Origin of the sequence: Enterococcus pernyi, from assembly GCF_045371165.1 — a bacterium.
Lineage (GTDB): Bacteria > Bacillota > Bacilli > Lactobacillales > Enterococcaceae > Enterococcus_B > Enterococcus_B pernyi.
In genome coordinates, this window is sequence record NZ_JBIQDM010000006.1 from 41,573 (window position 1) to 61,119 (window position 19,547).

General features: G+C 37.7%; 21 protein-coding genes and 1 tRNA gene. 16 read left to right on the forward strand and 6 right to left on the reverse strand.

From position 1 onward, the window contains the following. Positions 1-35 precede the first annotated feature (35 nt). The 3 genes from zwf to ACH0AK_RS08685 all read right to left on the reverse strand — a co-directional run bounded on the left by zwf (position 36) and on the right by ACH0AK_RS08685 (position 2,945). Positions 36-1,559: a glucose-6-phosphate dehydrogenase gene (gene zwf / locus ACH0AK_RS08675; RefSeq protein WP_194179777.1), complete on the reverse strand. Its 1,524-nt coding sequence runs from the start codon at positions 1,557-1,559 to the stop codon at positions 36-38. A 14-nt stretch (positions 1,560-1,573) separates the two neighbouring features. Continuing rightward, complete coding sequence (gene efaR / locus ACH0AK_RS08680) at positions 1,574-2,221, reverse strand: transcriptional regulator EfaR (protein ID WP_010735969.1); 648 nt, start codon at positions 2,219-2,221, stop codon at positions 1,574-1,576. Between the two features lie 379 nt (positions 2,222-2,600). Continuing rightward, positions 2,601-2,945 carry a DUF4828 domain-containing protein gene (locus tag ACH0AK_RS08685; RefSeq protein ID WP_010735968.1) on the reverse strand — a complete coding sequence of 115 codons (345 nt, stop codon included), beginning with the start codon at positions 2,943-2,945 and terminating at the stop codon, positions 2,601-2,603. A gap of 173 nt (positions 2,946-3,118) precedes the next feature. On the opposite strand from ACH0AK_RS08685, the gene sfsA reads away from it, so the two are divergent. The 12 genes from sfsA to ACH0AK_RS08745 all read left to right on the forward strand — a co-directional run bounded on the left by sfsA (position 3,119) and on the right by ACH0AK_RS08745 (position 14,006). Beyond that, positions 3,119-3,847 carry a DNA/RNA nuclease SfsA gene (gene sfsA / locus ACH0AK_RS08690; protein WP_019722912.1) on the forward strand — a complete coding sequence of 243 codons (729 nt, stop codon included), beginning with the start codon at positions 3,119-3,121 and terminating at the stop codon, positions 3,845-3,847. A 15-nt stretch (positions 3,848-3,862) separates the two neighbouring features. After that, positions 3,863-4,876, forward strand: coding sequence for a Gfo/Idh/MocA family protein (locus tag ACH0AK_RS08695; protein WP_010735966.1), 1,014 nt, complete (start codon positions 3,863-3,865; stop codon positions 4,874-4,876). After that, a complete protein-coding gene (locus ACH0AK_RS08700) occupies positions 4,876-6,153 on the forward strand; it encodes a DEAD/DEAH box helicase (protein ID WP_010735965.1) in 1,278 nt (425 codons plus the stop codon). Before ACH0AK_RS08695 ends, ACH0AK_RS08700 begins: the two co-directional genes overlap by 1 nt. A gap of 62 nt (positions 6,154-6,215) precedes the next feature. Further along, positions 6,216-8,918, forward strand: coding sequence for a sigma-54-dependent transcriptional regulator (locus ACH0AK_RS08705; protein ID WP_404852099.1), 2,703 nt, complete (start codon positions 6,216-6,218; stop codon positions 8,916-8,918). 151 nt (positions 8,919-9,069) lie between these two features. Beyond that, positions 9,070-9,387, forward strand: coding sequence for a PTS sugar transporter subunit IIB (locus ACH0AK_RS08710; RefSeq protein ID WP_010735963.1), 318 nt, complete (start codon positions 9,070-9,072; stop codon positions 9,385-9,387). A gap of 26 nt (positions 9,388-9,413) precedes the next feature. Next, the gene (locus ACH0AK_RS08715) at positions 9,414-9,734 is read left to right on the forward strand and encodes a PTS lactose/cellobiose transporter subunit IIA (RefSeq protein ID WP_010735962.1); all 321 of its coding nucleotides are present in this window, start codon (positions 9,414-9,416) and stop codon (positions 9,732-9,734) included. 110 nt (positions 9,735-9,844) lie between these two features. After that, on the forward strand, positions 9,845-11,305 hold the full coding sequence (locus ACH0AK_RS08720) for a PTS sugar transporter subunit IIC (RefSeq protein WP_010735961.1): 1,461 nt from the start codon (positions 9,845-9,847) through the stop codon (positions 11,303-11,305). A 108-nt stretch (positions 11,306-11,413) separates the two neighbouring features. Beyond that, the gene (locus ACH0AK_RS08725) at positions 11,414-11,635 is read left to right on the forward strand and encodes a hypothetical protein (protein WP_010735960.1); all 222 of its coding nucleotides are present in this window, start codon (positions 11,414-11,416) and stop codon (positions 11,633-11,635) included. A gap of 23 nt (positions 11,636-11,658) precedes the next feature. Then, a complete protein-coding gene (locus ACH0AK_RS08730) occupies positions 11,659-11,841 on the forward strand; it encodes a DUF3188 domain-containing protein (protein WP_010735959.1) in 183 nt (60 codons plus the stop codon). Next, a complete protein-coding gene (locus ACH0AK_RS08735; protein WP_010735958.1) occupies positions 11,841-12,254 on the forward strand; it encodes a DUF3284 domain-containing protein in 414 nt (137 codons plus the stop codon). Before ACH0AK_RS08730 ends, ACH0AK_RS08735 begins: the two co-directional genes overlap by 1 nt. A gap of 260 nt (positions 12,255-12,514) precedes the next feature. Next, complete coding sequence (locus ACH0AK_RS08740; protein WP_023519360.1) at positions 12,515-13,693, forward strand: GNAT family N-acetyltransferase; 1,179 nt, start codon at positions 12,515-12,517, stop codon at positions 13,691-13,693. A gap of 34 nt (positions 13,694-13,727) precedes the next feature. Further along, a complete protein-coding gene (locus tag ACH0AK_RS08745; RefSeq protein WP_096081434.1) occupies positions 13,728-14,006 on the forward strand; it encodes a zinc ribbon domain-containing protein in 279 nt (92 codons plus the stop codon). A gap of 291 nt (positions 14,007-14,297) precedes the next feature. On the opposite strand, the gene ACH0AK_RS08750 is transcribed toward ACH0AK_RS08745, so the two are convergent. Next, a tRNA-Arg gene (locus tag ACH0AK_RS08750) sits at positions 14,298-14,371 on the reverse strand. A gap of 122 nt (positions 14,372-14,493) precedes the next feature. Between ACH0AK_RS08750 and ACH0AK_RS08755 the strand changes: the two genes are divergently transcribed. Beyond that, positions 14,494-14,658, forward strand: coding sequence for a hypothetical protein (locus ACH0AK_RS08755; protein ID WP_010735955.1), 165 nt, complete (start codon positions 14,494-14,496; stop codon positions 14,656-14,658). Positions 14,659-14,718: 60 nt separating this feature from the next. Here the strand turns inward: ACH0AK_RS08755 and ACH0AK_RS08760 are convergent, their stop codons facing one another. After that, positions 14,719-15,951, reverse strand: coding sequence for an aminopeptidase (locus tag ACH0AK_RS08760; protein ID WP_023519362.1), 1,233 nt, complete (start codon positions 15,949-15,951; stop codon positions 14,719-14,721). A gap of 260 nt (positions 15,952-16,211) precedes the next feature. On the opposite strand from ACH0AK_RS08760, the gene ACH0AK_RS08765 reads away from it, so the two are divergent. Next, complete coding sequence (locus ACH0AK_RS08765) at positions 16,212-16,781, forward strand: TetR/AcrR family transcriptional regulator (RefSeq protein ID WP_010735953.1); 570 nt, start codon at positions 16,212-16,214, stop codon at positions 16,779-16,781. A gap of 113 nt (positions 16,782-16,894) precedes the next feature. On the opposite strand, the gene ACH0AK_RS08770 is transcribed toward ACH0AK_RS08765, so the two are convergent. Then, a complete protein-coding gene (locus tag ACH0AK_RS08770) occupies positions 16,895-17,338 on the reverse strand; it encodes a flavodoxin (RefSeq protein WP_010735952.1) in 444 nt (147 codons plus the stop codon). A 162-nt stretch (positions 17,339-17,500) separates the two neighbouring features. On the opposite strand from ACH0AK_RS08770, the gene map reads away from it, so the two are divergent. Together map and ACH0AK_RS08780 are read left to right on the forward strand one after the other, a co-directional pair. Further along, complete coding sequence (map, locus tag ACH0AK_RS08775; protein WP_019722607.1) at positions 17,501-18,265, forward strand: type I methionyl aminopeptidase; 765 nt, start codon at positions 17,501-17,503, stop codon at positions 18,263-18,265. 332 nt (positions 18,266-18,597) lie between these two features. Continuing rightward, positions 18,598-19,521, forward strand: a complete 924-nt coding sequence (locus ACH0AK_RS08780; RefSeq protein ID WP_010735950.1) for a YihY/virulence factor BrkB family protein — start codon at positions 18,598-18,600, stop codon at positions 19,519-19,521. The last annotated feature ends 26 nt before the right edge of the window (positions 19,522-19,547 follow it).

A 19,547-nucleotide genomic window follows, 5' to 3' on the forward strand; every position in this document is an offset into this window, starting at 1 on the left:
AGAGTATTTTTAAGCGAATAGCAAATGATTGGTCACTAATCCAATTTACCACGTTCACGGTACCAATGATCTGGTTGCCAGATCCATTCGAACCCGTCTTTTTCTAAAAGCTCGAATGCTGCTTCAGGACCCATAGAACCAGCTTTATAATTCGGGAAATCTGGTTGTACTTGATCCCAAACTTGGCGGATCACGTCAACGATATGCCAAGATTGTGCGACTTCTTCCCAATGAGAGAAGTTGGTGCTATCACCGTTCAACGCATCTAACATAAGCTTTTCATACGCTTCAGGACTATTTTCGACCATTTCAGCACTATTGCGATATTCCAGTTTGATTGGATCGGTGGCGAAGCCTTGACCAACTTTTTTTCCATTTAATGTAAATGAAAAACCTTCTGTTGGTTGAATATAGATAGTCAAAACATTTGGTGGTAACGTTGGATCACTACAAGGTTCGTCGATCGATGTTTTAAATACATTGACAGGTACTTGTTTAAAGACAATATTGATTCGTGTACCTTTTTCAGTAAGACGTTTTCCAGTACGTACATAAAACGGTACGCCAGACCAACGGAAATTATCGATCGTGAATTTTCCAGCAACAAATGTTTCAGTTGTTGATTCTGGATCAACGTTGTCTTCTTCACGATAGCCTTTGAATGTCTGATCATCTAGTTGACCTGCAGCATATTGCCCACGTACAAAATTTTCTAAGACTTCTTTTTTTTCATAAATACGAATCGCTTTTAACGCTTTGATTTTTTCTGATCGGATTTCTTTTTCGGAAAAGGCAACGGGTGGTTCCATCGCAAGTAATGCTAATACTTGAAGGATATGATTTTGGACCATATCTTTTAACGCACCACTGTGGTCATAGTAGCCGCCACGATCTTCAACACCTAAACTCTCACCAAAAGTGATTTGGATGTTGTCAATGTAACGATTGTTCCATTGAGACTCAAAAATATTATTGGCAAAGCGAATCGCAGAGATATTTTGGATCATTTCTTTACCTAAATAATGGTCAATACGGAAAATATCGTCTTCTGGAAAGACTTGTCGAATTTTTTCATTCAATTCAAAGGCTGAATGGAAATCAGAACCAAAAGGTTTTTCGATAATCAATCGATTGAAGCCAGTTTCAGTGATGATTTTCTGAGATTTCAAATGTGAAACGATCGTACCGAAAAATTGTGGAGCCATGGCTAAATAGTACATTCGATTACCATTCAAGTGGTATTTTTCATCTAAACGATCAGATAATTCTTTTAATGTTTGGTAATGAGAAGAATCATTGACATCATGAGATTGGTAATAAAAATGGCTAGCAAATCGTTCGGCTTCTTCGGCAGAAGGATTTAATGTTTCGATTGTTCCTTTAACCACTTCACGATAGTGTTCATCACTCCAAGGACGACGTGCTGTACCGATCACAGCAAAATGTTCGCTCAAGTTGCCCTTTTTGTATAAACGAAAAAGGGAAGGATACAATTTACGTTGTGCTAAATCTCCTGTACCGCCAAATATAGTAAATAATACGTTTTTTTCATTCATTATTTGGGTAATCTCCTTTACAGTTTATCAACAAAAATTGTGCTGGCGGCTTTAAAGCTGACAGGAATTTTTTTAGTTTTATTTTGGATGGTGATTGGTCCTTCATAGGCCGCTACATCAGTGATTTCATAAGTTTCATCAATATTGACATCGATTGTGACTAAATAGTCTAATAATTCCTTTTCATCAAGGACACGAGCAATCCGAATTTTGGTACCGACTGGGTAGGATTCCAGTGTTTGACGACGCTCTTCATGGACAACCTGTTCCTTTTTAGGGATAATGCCTCCATGTGGGCAATGTTTAGGATGATTTAAATAACTTTCTAAATGATCCGCAAGCTGTTCAGAAGTCACATGCTCAAGGACCTCAGCATCGTCATGAACCTCATTCCAGTTGTAATCTAAATGTTCGACTAAAAAAACTTCCCATAATCGATGTTTACGTATCAGGCTACTTGCTTTTATCAGTCCGCTATCAGTCAATTGTACACCTTGGTAAGGAGAGTGTTCGACTAGTTTTTCTTTAACGAGTTTAGAAATCATTTCGCTTACTGAAGCAGGTGACACTGCTAGGCTAGAAACGATTTGTTTATTATTGACTTTTGTTGTGTCACCGCCTAATTCCAGAATGATTTTTAAATAATCTTCTCGGTTTGGTGTCATATGCGATCATCCTTTCATGGTAAGAAACCATCACTTGTAAGTGTAACAAAAAAAACACAAATTGACTATTTTATGAGAAAAAAATAGGACGGAAATGTCGGTTTTTTTATTTTTCGTATTCCATCGTTTGTCCATCTTTCTAAGTAGTTATTTGAGATGTGTAGTGATCAAATAGCCGCTAATTGAAAAGTACTTTGCTCTTATCCTAGCATAATTTGTTCGATCGTTGTGACCTAGAGGAAATTGCATGGATGAAACTTGTAAAACGAGACAAAGGGTTTAGAAAACAGCAATTTTCTAAACCCTTTGTCTCGTTTTTATAAAAAAGAAGTACGTTAATGAAGTGATTGGCAGTGTATCATCTACTAAGCTAGGATAATCATGATTTTTTTGATAATAAATAAGCGGAATCATTTGCTTCATCGTACAATAACATGTCGTTGTAAGAAAACGTTAGGTAAAAGCCATACTGATCTCTAACTATCAATTTTTCGGAGGTAACTTCGACTAATAGTGTTCCTAAAGAACGGTCATCAAGCCAAAAAGAATAATCAGAATGGATGGTCAGTTCATGGTGTGTTTGGCTGGTATCCGTAAATGACCAAGTTCCACAGTATTTATTCAAATGATCGACCTGTGCTTCTTTCTTTTTATGATCGAGTACTTTTTTTCCAGCAAGTGTTGCGATACCGGCAAGTAGGATATAGATGATTCTTTTTTTCATTTTTTTCCACTCCTTTGTCTTCATTTATGATAAAAGCATATTTTGCTTATTGTTCCTTTTCTTATAGTTTACTAAAGAAAGTGCATGATTTCTCTAAGACTTTCGACTGGTTTTTCAAGTGTTTTTAGTAAAAATATGGTAGGATACAGTAGTAGGGAGACAGGTGATGACTATTGGACTACCAAGATGTTGAAATTGCTTACTTCATTGAACGACCAAATCGCTTTATTGCTTTTTGTTTGAACAAAAAAGGAGAAGTAGTCAAAACTCATGTTAAGAATACAGGTAGAGGCAAAGAGTTGTTGCTTCCTGGTGCAGAGGTGGCGTTAGTACACATTCCTGGAACAAAACGTAAAACTGCCTATGATCTAATTGCTGTAAAAAAAGAGCAGCAGTGGTTCAATATCGATAGTCAGTTACCAAACCGATTAGCGATTGATGGAATTTTAGATGGGACGATCCACTTACCAAATTTAAATGGTGATATTGAGTTCTACAAACGTGAAGTGACCTTTGGAAAGTCTAAATTCGATATTTATTTAGAAACAAGTTGCGGTCAAAAAGCATTTGTAGAAGTCAAAGGGATGACCCTGGAAAACAAAGCAATAGGTGCTTTTCCCGATGCACCGACCATTCGTGGACTTAAACACGTCAATGAATTGATCCGCGCGCATCAAGAAGGCTATGAGACCTATATTCTTTTTATTGCACAATTTGAACACTTGCATCAAGCAACGATCCATGAACAGATGCAACCAGAATTAGCCACTGCTTTTCGTTTTGCTCAACAAGCAGGTGTTCAAGTAATCGTATATAATTGTCAAGTAACAGAAAAACAAGTGGTATTGAAACAAGCAATCCCATTTGACCTAAATACAGTTTTTGAAGATCCTAATTTATAGAAAGAAGGCGTAAAGATGATCCATTTAGGTATAATCGGCACAAATTGGATTACCCATCAATTTGTTCAAGCAGCATTAGCGACACGTAAGTATGAATTAACAGCTGTTTATTCAAGACATTTAGAAAAAGCGCAACAATTTGGCGCAGAATATGAAGGCGATATCGCATTCGCAACAGATTTAACTGTTTTTTTTGAGTTAGAACACATGGATACGGTCTATATTGCTTCGCCAAATAGTTTGCATTTTCAGCATGCGAAGCAAGCAATTTTGGCAGGGAAAAATGTGATTGTAGAAAAACCGGCATTTAGTACACCAAAAGAAATGGAAGAGATCATTCATTTGGCAAACCAAGAGAAAGTCTTTTTCTTTGAAGCCGCGCGAAATATCCATGAAGCTGGGTTTAAAAAAATTGCAGAATTTTTACCTTTGAAAGATGAGATCATTGGCGCAAATTTCAGCTATATGAAATATTCTTCTCGTTATGATCAAGTATTAGATGGGGAAGAACCGAATATTTTCTCTCCGCGTTTTTCAGGTGGAGCAATGATGGATCTCGGCGTTTACCTTGTCTACGCAGCTGTAGGTTGGTTTGGCAAGCCGCAAGAAGTCCATTATTTCCCTAGAAAAATAGCTACAGGTGTTGATGGATTAGGTTGGGGGATCTTGCGCTATGCTACTTTTGATGTAGCAATCCAACCGGGCAAAATTGGTGATTCATATCTACCTTCCGAGATTTATTTTGATAGTGGAACAGTGATCATGAATGGCGTCAATGCAATTGAGCAAGCAGAGTACCATGACCGTAACCACGAACAAATTGAAAAATTAGAGATCGTAGCTTCTGAAAATCCAATGAGTGAAGAGGCAGAAGATTTTGCGAATGTGATCATGAACCCTAAAGATCCACAATGGGGATTACAGTATGAAGAATGGGTCGAACTTGCACGAAACGTGAATCAAGTCGTTTATGATTTGCGAATCAGTGGTGGGATCGAATTCGATGCAGATAAAGAGGGAACTGAGTAATGACTGATTTTGTAAAACATTTTCCAACTAATTGGCAAAATAAATGGGAAGAAAAAGGGTTCACTGTCCCATCGTTTATCCAACAAGAAGTATTCACTGACTTAAAAGAAGGTAAAAGCTTGATTGCTGTTTCTCCAACCGGTTCAGGTAAGACCTTAGCTTATCTATGGCCTTTACTATTGAATGTGAAAAAAGGAGAGGCAAGTACCCTATTGATCCTTGCTTCTTCGCAAGAATTGGCGATCCAAGTTGCTGAGGTCACCCGTGAATGGGCAAAAGATTTAGCAATCTCTGTCCAATCTGTTGTGGGCGGTGCAAATGTCAAACGCCAAATCGAAGGACTAAAAAAGAAACCGGAAGTATTGGTAGGCACACCAGGTCGTGTATTGGAGTTGATGAAACAAAAAAAAATAAAGGCTCATCAAATCCAAACAATCGTATTTGACGAGGCAGATCAACTTTTTGATGAAGGAAATCGACCATTTATTGATCAAATCATTCATCAAGCGCCAACCGACTACCAATTAGCTTTCTTTTCAGCAACAGCCGATCGTTCCATCCAGCAAATCGAATCATTGACAAAACAATCGCTGAAAGTGGTCGACGTTACTAAAATGGATGATTCAAGGAAAGGACTTAGTCACTATTTTATCCGTGTTCCTGCTCGAAAAACAGAGGACTATCTAAGACGATTAGCCCATGTGGAAGGTTTCCAAGGTCTTGTTTTTTTCAACCAGTTGAGTGAGTTAGGCATGATGGAAGAAAAAATGAGTTATCGAGGAATCCGCGTGGCGAGTTTAGCATCTGACCAAAACAAGCTGTTACGAAAAGCGGCATTGAATCAATTCAAAGAAGGCAAAATCAGCATGTTGTTATCAACGGATGTAGCTGCTCGTGGGCTAGATATCGCGGAACTGCCTTATGTTGTCAATGTCGACGTTCCAATGACAGAAGAAACATATTTGCATCGTGCAGGTAGAACTGGTCGAATGGGGCAAGAAGGACAAGTCATCACCTTTGTGAATGAACATACACTAAGAGACTTAAAAAAAATGGCTCGACAAACAGAAACAGAACTCACTGAATTATTTATTTATGGGGGAGGCTTACAGACAGAAGCCCCTGAAAAAGCCCCAACAAAAATGCTCCCAAAAAAGAAAGAATTAGGAAAAAAAGAAGCAAGTGAAACAGTTACAAAAAAAGTTGCTTCTTCTCCTAAAACAAAACACAAAAACAAGCATAAAAAAGATAAAAATAAAGGAGCAAGGCGCAAATAAGCGCCTTTTTGTGTTATTATATTGAAAATGGAAACAGGTCGTTTGGTTAAAGGAGAGTTATCATGAACGAAAGACAGGAAGAAATCTTGGATTTACTTACGGAAAATCATAAAGGATTGACAGCAACGGATGTTGCGAAGCAATTAGAGATTGATCGTAGTAATGCAAGTCGTTATCTAAGTGATTTATATAAAGCGCATTACATCGTGAAAAGCACTGGCAGACCTGTAGTTTATTCTATGCCTCCCAAAAAAATAGCTTCAGATAAAGTTCATGTGGACGCTTCTACACAAGTCACTTTTGAAACCCTAGTAGGGGAGAATGAATCATTAAAAGTAAGTATCCAACAGGCTAAAGCAGCGATTTTATATCCGCCAAGAGGATTGCATACGATTATTTTTGGGGAGACAGGAACAGGGAAATCGATGTTTGCTGAATGTATGTACCATTTTGCAATCGATTCGGAAATGCTTTCTCCAGATGCCCCATTTATTTCATTTAATTGTGCAGATTATGCGCAAAACCCACAGTTGTTGTTTGGACATATCTTCGGAATAAAAAAAGGTGCTTATACAGGTGCAACACAAGATAGCCAAGGTTTGATGGCTAAAGCAGATGGGGGGATCTTATTTTTAGATGAGATCCATCGCTTACCTCCAGAAGGGCAAGAGATGCTCTTCACGTTTATCGACAAAGGCGTTTATCGCCCATTAGGGGAGAGCGCACAAGTCCATGAGGCGTCTGTTCAGATCATCGGAGCAACGACAGAATCATCTGAAAGTTTTTTGACGACATTTAACCGCAGGATACCGATGGCAATCACTTTGCCAAATCTGGCCTCTCGTTCATTAGATGAGCGGTATGAAATCATTTCCTTGTTTATCAAGCAAGAAGCGAATCGCTTGAATCAGCGGATCGATATTGAAAAAGAAGCGATTTTAGCTTTTATGTTATACGACGCAGAGGGAAATATCGGGCAAGTGAAACGTGACCTGAAATTAGTCTGTGCTAAGTCATTCCTTCATTATCGTATGCACCAAGAAGAAAAATTAGTCATTCGAAAAGAAGAGTTATCCCTGCAAGTCCAAAAAGGATTATTACGAATCAAAGAAGTCCCTGAACGATTAGATCGCTTCATGGATAGTAAGAGTCAATATTTGACATTTGAGCCAGGATTCGCTGATGTGGTTTGGTCTCGGGACCCAGAAAGAAACATGCAAGTGTACAATGATATTGAAGAAAAGGTGATGTCACTTTCTGAAACGGGTGGCGAAAATATTGATCTTGAGGCGTTGATCTCGAAAGATGTCGATGCCTATTTTCAAACGTATGTAAAAGAATTGACGAAAAGTACGATCCCTAAAGATTTACTTCCAGAAGACATCTGGCGTTTGACAAATGAGCTATACGATGTTGCTGAGAAACGACTAGACCGAATCTATAACCAAAAAGCACGCTTTGCCTTTGCCTTACATTTGCAAAGTACATTGGATCGTGTGAAAGATGGACATATGATCGTTCATCCAGACTTGAATAATATACGAAAGAAGTTCAAAAAAGAATTTCAAGTTGCAATCGATTTGTCTACGATCATTGAAGAAGATCAACAAGTAGAGATACCATTTGATGAAATTGGCTTTATCAGTATGTTTTTATCGATCAACCTCGGAGAAAGTGAACCAGTCAAAGAAAATAAAGTCGACGTGTTAGTCTTGATGCACGGGCGACAAACCGCTTCAAGTATGTTGGAGATGGCGCAAGCTTTACTCGGAACAACGATCGGTCAAGCGTTCAATATGCCATTAGAGATGGAAGTTCAATCCATGTACGAAGAAGTATTGAAATATGTAAAGAATCGTCAAAGCAATTTAACAAATGGGTTGATTTTACTGACTGATATGGGTTCACTGAATACATTCAGCGATTTGATCTATGAAGAGACGGGGATACGTACAAAAGCAATTACGATGACCAGTACCATGATCGTCATCGAAGCAATCCGGATGGCAAATGTTGGTAGAAGCTTAGAAGATATCTACCAAAGTATCCAAATGTCTTTTGAATCGATTGTCAAAGATCAATTTAAAATCGAAAAGCAGGAAATGAACGAACGGAAAAAAGCAGTGATCGTGACTTGTTTTACTGGAGAAGGGGTGGCAGCAAAACTGTATCAACGAATTGTGCCCGTTATCAATCAGGATAAAGTTGAAGTGATCCAAATGCAGTTTTTGGAACGTGAATCATTTAAACGCCACATTGATGCGTTATTGGAAGAATATGAGATCAAGGCGATTGCCGGAACTGTTGAGGTAGATTATCAAAATATCCCATTCTTCTCTGCCTATGACGTATTCGATGATGAAAAACTCAATACATTGAAACGCATCGCAGATGACGAAGTTCCGACAGCGAAAATTGTTGATTCATTAAAAGACTCATTGAATGCGATATCATCTGTTGAGCGTTTGATTCAAGCTTTGCAAAAAGCGGTCCAACAAATCCAAACAGACTTATCGATCATCGTTGAACCAGGTGTGGATACGGGTATCGTGATCCATGTTGCTTTTTTGATTGATGGTCTAATCAAACATGAAAAATTGCGTACATTTGATGATTTCCCCATTTTTGCAAAAATGTATCGCTTAGAAATGGATATTGTTCGAACGAATTTGATCGGGGTCGAACGAAAATATGGTGTGAAAATCCCAGAACATGAAATTGCTTTTATCACACAAATGTTTATAGAAAATAAAATAAAAAAATGATTGAAATTACACAGTGTACACACTAACGATTAGTGTGTACACTGTGTTTGCTTGATTAGTGTTGTGAAAACGCTATTTTACCTATTTAGTGTTTGGCATGCTTCTTGCATTATAGTTATAGTGTAAAACCAAATTTAAAGGAGTGGAAAAAATGGAAAAAAAAACAATCATGTTAGTATGTTCTGCAGGAATGAGTACAAGTTTATTAGTAACAAAAATGCAAAAAGCAGCAGAAGAAAAAGGAATGGAAGCAGATATCTTTGCGGTTTCAGCTTCAGATGCTGACAATAACCTTGAATCAAAAAATGTAGATGTTCTATTATTAGGTCCACAAGTTCGCTTTATGAAAGCACAATTTGAACAAAAATTAGCGCCAAAAGGAATTCCATTGGATGTTATCAATATGCAAGATTATGGCATGATGAACGGTGCAAAAGTACTTGAACAAGCTGAAAAATTAATGAAATAATCAATCGTGAAGCTGGAGGTAGAATAGTGGAAGATCAACAAAATCTAGAAGCCATCATGGGATTGATCATGTATGGTGGAAATGCAAAAAGCGATGCAATGGAAGCGATTTCTGCGGCGAAAAAAGGAGATTTTGATTTAGCGGAGCAAAAAATCCGCGATGCTGAAGCCTCTCTGGTAGAAGCGCATCATTCACAAACTCAAATGCTCACGCAAGAAGCACAAGGAAATCATATGCAAGTAACGCTGTTGACTGTGCATAGTCAAGATCACTTGATGACATCGATCGCATTTACAGACCTTGCAAAAGAAATCATTGATTTATATCGTAGAACTTACGTTGAATAACCATAACACTTCTTTTTTGAACGGAAGAAGAAAAAAATTTTTGAACGGATTTTTTTAATTTGGTATAAGGAGTTATTCTTTATATAAAAAACTTATAGGAGGAAGTAATAATGAATGGATTAACAAGTTGGATGGAAAAATACATCCTTCCAGTTGCCGGAAGAATCGGGGCGCAAAAGCACTTAGTGGCATTGCGTGACGCTTTTATCGGTACGATGCCTGCAACAATGGCTGGATCAGTAGCTGTAATGATCAACGCAATTATTCGTGATTTACCACAGCAATTTATTAGTACGTATGCTGACAGCTTAGCAGCAGACAAAGGTTTTTTTGCTGTATTGAATGTGATCATCGGCATCAATGGGTTCGTTTGGAATGGTACCTTAGCGATCGCCGGACTGATCTTTGCCTTTTCATGGGGATATAATTTAGCCCGTGCATATGGCGTGAATGATTTAGCAGGAGGGATCGTTGGTTTAGCAACACTGATCCAAGGAATCGCTTTTGGCCCGTCATTATCAGCTGCATTGAATGTCAATGTTCCACAAAATGTGGCAGATGCGATTAATGGCTCGGAAATTGGGGCAACGATTGCTGATGGCACTCTATCAGTTGGTTTGTGGGGATGGTTGAAATTAGATCATTTAAATGGTAACGCCTACTTTACAGTAATGATCATGGGTGCAATCTCTGTTATCATTTTCTGTAAATTGATGCTTGCTAATATCACGATCAAAATGCCTGACTCAGTACCACCCGCAGTTTCTAAAGCATTTGCAGCAATCCTACCAGCAACGATTTCATTATATGTCATCGCTATCATTAATTATGTTGTTGGACGTGTGGCAGATGGTCAACTGATCATTGATTTAGTACAAAAATATATTGCAGAACCTTTCTTAGGCTTATCACAAGGTATTGGTGCTGTATTAATCGTTACGATCTTCGTTCAGATTTTCTGGTTCTTTGGTATCCATGGTCCGAACGTATTAGCACCAGTATTAGAAGGTATTTGGGGTCAAGCACAATTGATCAACATCGATATCTTCCAAAAAGGTTACAATGGCAAAACAGGAACACCTGCAGTATTAGATGCGATTGAAGATGGTAAAGCTTACATGTGGGTACGTGGCTCATTTGATGCGTTTGCATGGTTTGGTGGATCAGGTGGAACAATCGTTCTATTGATCGCTATCTTACTATTATCAAAACGTGCAGACTACTTGACTGTAGCAAAACTTTCGATTGGACCTGGTATCTTCAATATCAATGAACCAGTGATGTTTGGTTTACCAATCGTCTTGAATGCGATCATGTTTATCCCATTCTTGGTTGCGCCGGTTGTTGCAACAACAATTGGTTGGGTAGCTACTTATCTAGGATTAGTCGCACCGGTATCCCAACAAGTGACTTGGGTCGTCCCACCGTTCTTGCTATCGTTCCTTGCAACAGGGGCAGACTGGCGGGCGCCGATTGTCACATTAGTATGTATGGTTGTGACCTTCCTGATCTGGGCACCATTTGTGATGTCAGCAAATAAAATGGATCCAGCAGCAGGAGAACCTAAATAATCAGTTGAAGTAGGGGCTATGGGCGATGACGATCCGTCAAATCCCTAGCCCTCGCTTCATTCGAGTGAAACTAAAAGTAATCAATAAAAAAAGAAAAGAGGAGAACAAATGATTTCAATCGCTAGTGCTATGCAACAAGATGCAATCAAAGAATTATTAGAAGGATACAACGAAGAAGGCATGACCTTTACATTCAAAGAAAAACAAGGAATCAAATTATTCTTTGAAACAAGTGCAGAAGATAAAGAAGCAGCTGCCAAAACAGCAAAAGAATTGATCAAAGCTCAACCATGGGGCACGGTATTATATTTCCAAGCAGCAGCAGTCTAAGAAACAAGATAAGGGTGGTTCAAATGATAAAAAATGGATTGTTTTTGTGTAGTATTGGTTCACTGATCATACTATATAGTTTAAATCCGGGAACACAACAATATGACATTTATAGTATGGTCACTGGGTTGTTTTTTGCAGGACTAGGGATTTACTTCTTTTTAAAAGGTAAGAAAAAAGAAGAAGCAAAGGAGAAAAAGAACTAATGGAAATAATTAAAACACTAAACATTCCGGCATCGTTTTTCTATGATAAAGTGATGGATTCTGTTCTTTTTGATGTCCGCAAAGCCACTGGGAAATCAGTGACACGCAAACAATTAAAGAATCTTGAATACGTCAAACAATTCTCTCAAAATAATCGTGCACGCATTATCATTGAGGAAGTCATTGATAACCAATCTTATAAATTTCGTACCTCAACGACTAAAAATGATTTTGTCGTTCATTATCAAATCAAACCAATTGATGAAAAATCGTGTGAAGTCCACTATACAGAACAAATGGAATCACACGGTATGTTGCAGAAAATGAATGATATGATCTTAGGAACGATGTTGATGTATTTTAAAAAGAGACGTTTTAAAAAGATGCTAGGGATGATTGAAGAATCCTATTAAAAGAGGATGGTAAATCAAATCGTCCATCCAAGAGGATAACTAATGATCAAAATAAGAATAAGTTGTGGAAACAACGTTTGGATCAAAAAAATGAAGCGCTAAAAACCAAAATCGTTTGTTCTATTTTGGCTTTTTAGCGCTATTTTTTGTAAATCATTTTTTGAGAGATACTACTTTGTGAAAGTAATGAAGGTCCGCTTGCTATTATAAAGAAAATAATAGTACAATTGGTATAGATATTTAAAGGGAGAAGGGAAAGTATGACGAATGTTATAAAAGAATTAGGGAACCAAGCGCTAGAAGAAATGTACGCTTTAGCAACCTATGCTTTTAATTCACAAGATACAGACGAACGACGTGAACGATTTAAAATGATTGTTGAGAATTCATGGAACTACGGCTTTTTAGATCCAGAGGGCCATTTGACAAGTCAAGTAATGGCCACACCTTTTTCAGTGGATTTCTATGGAAAAAATTACTTGATGGCTGGGATTGGATACGTTGCTTCCTATCCTGAAGCGCGAGGACAGGGCGGTATCAATCGGATCATGGAAAAAATCCTTGAAGACTGTCGAGAAAGAAATGTCACGCTGTCTTATCTAGCACCATTTTCTTATCCTTTTTATCGTCGCTATGGCTACGAACAATTATTTGATCGAATCAGCTATGAGTTGGCGAGCCGTGATATGCCAGCTGTAAAGAAAACAACTGGTTATATGAAACGGACAAGTTTTGAAGAATCAGTGGATGCCATACGATCCATTTATACAAATATGCCGGAGAGTACGCGAGGCGGTTTGGTCCGAGAAGAATGGTGGTATTCCTACAAGTTTAAACAACGAAAAGAGAATCAATATGCACTGTATTACGACCGTGAGGGGAATGCTACAGGATATGTCGTTTATAAATTAGCCGCCCCTACATTTATCATCGTCGAAATGGGTTATCTGAATCATGAAGCATTGAAAGGATTGATGCGTTTCATTGGTTCGCATAGTGGCGCATTTGATTCGTTTGAGTATACATGTGGTTTTTCTGGCTACAGTAAAAATTATTTATTGGATAATCCATTTGCTAAAACCACGATCACGCCTTATATGATGGGGAGAATCGTAGATGTTGAGAAATTTATGCAGACTTATCCATTCCGACATGCAATCAACTTTTCTATCCATGTGACAGAAGATCCGTATGCAAAATGGAACGAAGGATTTTTTGATATTTCTTATGTCAATGGAGTACTTGAAGTAAAGAAAGTCCAACAGACAGAATTACCTGTGGTCAGTGGAACGATTCAAAGCTTGACACAATTATTGTTAGGATATCAAACAGTTGAAGAGCTTGATTTCCATGAAAAAATCAAAGTAGAAGGCGCATTGGTGGCTGAACTTAGTCAATCACTGCCTAATCAACAACCAATTCTCAATGATTATTTCTGAGTAAAGACAATCAGATGATAGGAGGAACATAGAAATGGAAGCAATGACGAATTGTCAAAGTTGTGGAATGCCACTTGATTCAGTTGAGATTTTAGGGACAAACAAAAACAATAGCAAGAGTGAAGAATATTGCATTTACTGCTACAAAGATGGCGCATTTTTAACTGATTGTACAATGGATGAAATGATTGAAGAGAGTGTCCAGCACATGAATGAATCAGGCATGCTGAAAGAACAAGGCAAGACAAAGGAAGAAGCACGTGAATTCATGCATCAATTTTTCCCAGATTTAAAAAGGTGGAAACATCAATAAAGTTTATTCCAATAGCAAAAAATGGATGCTACCTCATTATCGAATAAAATGACTTCACATAATGTATTTGGTAATAAGTAAAAAATGGAATTTTATTTTTGTCGCTATTTTTTAAAAAGCAGAAATATAATAGGGGATTGTGACTTGAGGGATCTCATGATTATTAAAACTGAATAAACAGTGTCCATAAGAAATAAGCCCGTCCCCCAAAATACAAGAACAAATTTCTGGGGAGCGGGCTTATTTCTCGGAGCTGAACATCACTATCACAAACTCATGATAAGTTTAAGACGTTCCTGACTGGAATCGAACCAGCGACCTATCGCTTAGGAGGCGATCGCTCTATCCTACTGAGCTACAGGAACAAGCATCAATACTATTATTTTAGCGCTTTGAAGGCATACATGCAAGCTGATTTTTAGAGCAAAACGTTTCCAATAAAGGAATCCTGAGTGGTAGAATGAGGGTGATAAAGGGGGTTTTGATTATGTCTGATAAGCCAAAAGAAGAAGTAATTGCAGAACGTTTAGATGAAGCAAAAAGAGAACGTGAAGAAATTACGAAAGAGGCAATCCAAAAACACGAAGAAGAAAAACCTGTAGAAAAAGAAAGTCGCAAATTTACGTTTACTAAAAAAGAAGATTTATTATAAACATATCTATGGAAAAACAAAAAAAGTTCTGGGATTTCCAGATCTTTTTTTGTTTTATTATTACGCCCAGTCGCCATTTCTGAAGATCGGCACGCGTGAGCCATCTTCGCGGATACCATCAATATCCATTTTATCTGAACCAACCATGAAATCCACATGCGTCTGGCTTCGATTCAAGCCTGCAGCTGCCAATTCTTCATCGGTCATTTCTGTTCCACCTTGCACACTAAACGCATAGGCTGAACCAAGTGCTAAATGGTTTGAAGCATTTTCGTCGAATAATGTGTTATAGAAAATGATACCAGATTGTGAAATCGGTGAAGGATCAGGAACTAGAGCAACTTCGCCTAAACGACGTGCACCTTCATCGGTATCTAGTAGTTTTGCCAAGACTTCTTGTCCTTGTTCCGCTGAAAAATCAACGACTTTACCGTCTTTAAATGTAAATTTCATTCCAGTAATGGTCGTTCCTGCATAACTTAAAGGTTTCGTACTTGAGATATACCCATCCACGCGATGACTATCAGGTGCGGTGAAGACTTCTTCTGTTGGCATGTTTGCCATGAATTTTTCATCACGAGCATTATAGCTTCCAGCGCCTTCCCACAAGTGATTTTTCGGCAAGCCAATTACGATATCTGTCCCTGGGGCAGTATAATGTAAAGCTGTAAATTGTTCTTTGTTCAATTCTTCTGCTTTTGTCGCTAGTTTTTCATCGTGATTTTTCCAAGCAATTACAGGATCAGATTCATAAATGCGAGTCGTTTTGAAAATCTCATCCCATAATGCGTCGACTTGTTCTTCCCCTGGTAGATCAGGGAATACTTTTGCTGCCCACTGTTTCCCAGCAGCTGCGACAACTGTCCAACTTACTTTATTTGATTGTGTCGCTTTTCTTAGATTCATCAATGCTTTTCCAACTGCTGATTGATAAGTGGCTACACGATCATTGTCAACTCCTGCGAATGCATCTGGATCAGAAGAAACAACGCTGATTCTGCTCGCACCTTTTTCAATCCAATCATCTGCTTGATCGATTTTATATTGTGGAACTGTAGAGATTCGATCATCTGCAGCGTGAGTCAAGAATTCTTTTTGAATGATATCATCTGTCCATTGAACGATCACCTCATCTGCACCTAATTGGTAAGCCTCTTTCGTGATCAATCGGGCTAATTCCGCTTGCTCTACATTGATTTGTAAGACTACTGTGTGCCCTTTCGATACATTGACCCCTGTTTCTGCAATTAAACGGGCGTATTTTTTTAAATTAACATTAAAATCAGCTAACATAATTAAATTCCTCCTCATCGTATTTTTTGTAATTCCTCATTGTATGATAACATTTTATTAGAAGTGAAACAAATAAACATCTGATAAAATAATCATTTGTTTTTAATTAGAAAACACAAAAAAGCGTTGATATCCGAGTATAATGACAGAAAAATTTGTAAAAAATAAAAAAACAAGTTTTGCTTATTGAAAAAAAATGGTACAATAGTATTAATCAATGGTGGAAGCGTTATAAAAAATTTCAAGGAGATTAGAAAATTATGGCAAGAAAAAAAACGATAACAAAGGAGCAGATTTTGGCAGCCGCCTATGAAGTTGCTGCCAATGAAGGATTTTCAAAATTCACTGCGAGAAACATTGCAAATAAAATGAACTGTTCTACTCAACCAATCTATCTAGAGTTTAAAAATATGGATGATTTGAAACACGCGCTATTTGAGCAAATCTACGATTATCTAAAATACGAAGTCTTTCCTGTAGAACATACCGGCAATACGATTGTCGATCTAGCGTTGAATTACATCCATTTCGCAAATCGTGAAAAGAAATTATATAGCTCACTTTACTTGGAAGAGTATGGCGGCGGAAGAGAGATGCAAAATTTCTCCTATAATTACTTTATGGACGTAGTGAAAGAAGATCCAAAATACATGGACTTGTCAGATGATAAACTAGTCTCGCTTCACAATGGGACTTGGATCATTGCAACAGGTATCGCAGCTTTGATGTCATCGAATATCATCCATCCGACGGATACACAAATCGAGAAGATGATCCAAGATAGCATCAATGCCATTTTAAGCTTAAAAGATCCGATTGAAGTAGACTGATCTGCTTATTTGAAAAATTGATCGACCCCATTTGATAGTAATGCCTTGATTTACAAAACGTAATGCTTCTAAATAAAAAGAAGGATGTGGTAAACACATCCTTCTTTTTGTGATTAAGATAACATGGATACAAGAGATTTTGCGAACGCTTCAAGATTTTCAATATCTTCTTCCTCAGCGTTTAAATCAACTTTCACGCTTTCGGCACCTTTAACAGCACCAGTTTTTGCAAAGGCAGCATCAAAATCGTCCACTGACTTACAAAACTCATCATAGAAAGTATCTCCAGAGCCACACACACCGTAGATTTTTCCAGGTAATTCAAGTTCTTGTAAATCTTCATAAAAATCAACGATTTCGTCCGGTAGATCACCGTCATCGTATGTATAAGTAGCAACTACGCAAATATCTGCTTCTTGAAAGTCTTCTGCATCTACTTGTGTGCATTCATTGATTTCAACATCGATATCCATATTTTCCAGAGCCTCTGCAACAATATCGGCGATTTCTTCCGTGTTACCAGTCATACTTGCATAAACGATTTTTGCTAAAGCCATAAGGCGCCTCCTAAATTTTAATGAATAGCATTTCAACAACTACCAATTATACCAAAAGTTTGAGAAAAAGGAAGCAAGATTTATAAAGGTACTATGGGATTTGGCTAAATACTTCCTACTATGTTAAAATAAAAAGGATTTGTAAAAAGGAGACGAGAATAGATGATAACATTAAAATCAGCACGTGAGATCGAAGCAATGGCAGAGTCTGGTGCATTATTAGCAGATGTCCATAAAAATCTGCGAGACTTCATTAAACCAGGAGTAACTAGTTGGGATATCGAAGTATTTGTACGTAATTATATCGAAAGTCATGGCGGAGTCGCTGCCCAAATTGGATTTGAAGGATATGAATATGCGACGTGTATCAGTATCAATGATGAGATCTGTCATGGTTTTCCTCGGAAAAAACCACTTAAAAGTGGCGACTTAGTGAAAGTGGATATGTGTATTGACTTAAAAGGCGGAATCTCTGATTCTTGCTGGGCATATGTGGTGGGTGAATCCACACCTGAAATTGATCGATTGATGGAAGTGACAAAAAAAGCACTATATATCGGCATTGAGCAAGCGCAAGTTGGTAATCGTATTGGGGATATTGGTCATGCGATCCAAACGTACGTCGAAGGAGAAAATCTAGGAATCGTACGAGACTTTGTTGGACATGGAGTAGGACCAACGATCCATGAAGAACCAACTATTCCTCACTATGGTGAACCAGGTAAAGGATTACGTTTAAAAGAAGGTATGGTCATTACGATCGAGCCAATGGTCAATACAGGAACATGGAAAATGAAAATGGACCCAAATGGTTGGACAGCTTATACCAGAGATGGTGGATTATCTTGCCAATATGAACACACATTGGCTATCACCAAAGATGGTCCAAGAATCTTGACTTCTCAAGGTGAAGAAGGAACTTATTAAGTTCTTCTTTCAACGAACAGTTTGCAAACTGTTTAATTAAATGGAGAAAGTTGTGGATGACCTTCTTCTTCAAATAATGGATAAAAGTTGTAGGAAAGCTAGTAACTAAGATAGTAGGGTGGCAATTGGAAAAATATGTCTATTATTTTCTGGTTTGCCACCCTTTTCCTCAGTGTTATTAGCTTTTTTTACAACCTAGATAAACGGTGTTCGAAAAGCTGACCTTCAACATTAAGCTAAAAAATCAAAAAATATGGGGAGCTATTTTCTGATTTTCTATCTTACTGCTCAGGTCAAAGCGCTTTTCTCACAACCTTGAACAGGAGATTACTATGAATATTTTGAATAAAATAAAACAACATAAGAATTTAATGCGTTTTATTGAGACGACGCAAAAGAGGATCGTTGATTCTGAAATGGGAACGACTTCAGTAGTTGTGGCTTATTATTTACTCTTATCTTTGTTTCCATTGATTATTGCGCTTGGAAATATTCTACCGTATCTGCAAATCGATCAAGAAACTGTCTTGACTTATATTCGCCAAGTGATTCCTGAAACGATCTATCAGTTTATTGGACCGGCGGTAAAAAATTTGTTGACACAAAGTTCTGGTAGTTTGTTGTCATTGTCAGCTATTGCAGCTTTATGGTCAGCTAGTCAGAGTATCAATGCATTACAGATTGCCATGAATAAAGCGTATGGAGTTGAAAATAGAGAAAATTTCATCATTGTCCGTTTCTTTTCCTTAATAGTTATCATCTTGTTCATGATTGCGATTAGTGGTGTCACTTTAGTGCTTGGATTAGGACAAATGATTTTAGAGGCGATTCAACCGATCTTTAAAATACCTGTAAACTTTATTGACCAATTCCAAACATTGAAATGGCCGATTACTTTGGTGGCTTTATTTGTGATCATGTTTATGATTTATTGGATTGTACCAAACGCGCAATTGAAATTTAAAGCAGTGATTCCTGGTGCTGTATTTGCAACGACTGGTTGGATGTTGTTGTCACAAGTTTTTGGAATTTATGCTCGTTATTTTGCAACGCGTGTGAGCGGTTATCAAATCATCGGAAGTTTTATCGTTTTGATGCTTTGGTTAAACTTTGCTGCGACGATCATTATTCTTGGTGGAATCATCAATGCTGTTGTGCAAGAGTACATAACAGGAAACGAAATAAAAGAACGAAGAAGCATCACATCAACATGGCTTGGTAAACTAAAAAATAAATTTTCTCAAAAAAAGAATTAGAAACACGAGTTCTTATTGTAAAATAG

What these genes read in the sequence shown, in the direction of transcription:
- ACH0AK_RS08755 (WP_010735955.1), top strand. Translation starts at nt 14,494, where the DNA reads ATGTCTGATAAGCCAAAAGAAGAAGTAATTGCAGAACGTTTAGATGAA.
- ACH0AK_RS08685 (WP_010735968.1), bottom strand. Translation starts at nt 2,945, where the DNA reads ATGAAAAAAAGAATCATCTATATCCTACTTGCCGGTATCGCAACACTT.
- ACH0AK_RS08730 (WP_010735959.1), top strand. Translation starts at nt 11,659, where the DNA reads ATGATAAAAAATGGATTGTTTTTGTGTAGTATTGGTTCACTGATCATA.
- ACH0AK_RS08725 (WP_010735960.1), top strand. Translation starts at nt 11,414, where the DNA reads ATGATTTCAATCGCTAGTGCTATGCAACAAGATGCAATCAAAGAATTA.
- efaR (WP_010735969.1), bottom strand. Translation starts at nt 2,221, where the DNA reads ATGACACCAAACCGAGAAGATTATTTAAAAATCATTCTGGAATTAGGC.
- ACH0AK_RS08740 (WP_023519360.1), top strand. Translation starts at nt 12,515, where the DNA reads ATGACGAATGTTATAAAAGAATTAGGGAACCAAGCGCTAGAAGAAATG.
- ACH0AK_RS08745 (WP_096081434.1), top strand. Translation starts at nt 13,728, where the DNA reads ATGGAAGCAATGACGAATTGTCAAAGTTGTGGAATGCCACTTGATTCA.
- ACH0AK_RS08765 (WP_010735953.1), top strand. Translation starts at nt 16,212, where the DNA reads ATGGCAAGAAAAAAAACGATAACAAAGGAGCAGATTTTGGCAGCCGCC.
- map (WP_019722607.1), top strand. Translation starts at nt 17,501, where the DNA reads ATGATAACATTAAAATCAGCACGTGAGATCGAAGCAATGGCAGAGTCT.
- ACH0AK_RS08705 (WP_404852099.1), top strand. Translation starts at nt 6,216, where the DNA reads ATGAACGAAAGACAGGAAGAAATCTTGGATTTACTTACGGAAAATCAT.
- ACH0AK_RS08695 (WP_010735966.1), top strand. Translation starts at nt 3,863, where the DNA reads ATGATCCATTTAGGTATAATCGGCACAAATTGGATTACCCATCAATTT.
- ACH0AK_RS08780 (WP_010735950.1), top strand. Translation starts at nt 18,598, where the DNA reads ATGAATATTTTGAATAAAATAAAACAACATAAGAATTTAATGCGTTTT.
- ACH0AK_RS08710 (WP_010735963.1), top strand. Translation starts at nt 9,070, where the DNA reads ATGGAAAAAAAAACAATCATGTTAGTATGTTCTGCAGGAATGAGTACA.
- ACH0AK_RS08770 (WP_010735952.1), bottom strand. Translation starts at nt 17,338, where the DNA reads ATGGCTTTAGCAAAAATCGTTTATGCAAGTATGACTGGTAACACGGAA.
- ACH0AK_RS08720 (WP_010735961.1), top strand. Translation starts at nt 9,845, where the DNA reads ATGAATGGATTAACAAGTTGGATGGAAAAATACATCCTTCCAGTTGCC.
- ACH0AK_RS08735 (WP_010735958.1), top strand. Translation starts at nt 11,841, where the DNA reads ATGGAAATAATTAAAACACTAAACATTCCGGCATCGTTTTTCTATGAT.
- ACH0AK_RS08760 (WP_023519362.1), bottom strand. Translation starts at nt 15,951, where the DNA reads ATGTTAGCTGATTTTAATGTTAATTTAAAAAAATACGCCCGTTTAATT.
- ACH0AK_RS08700 (WP_010735965.1), top strand. Translation starts at nt 4,876, where the DNA reads ATGACTGATTTTGTAAAACATTTTCCAACTAATTGGCAAAATAAATGG.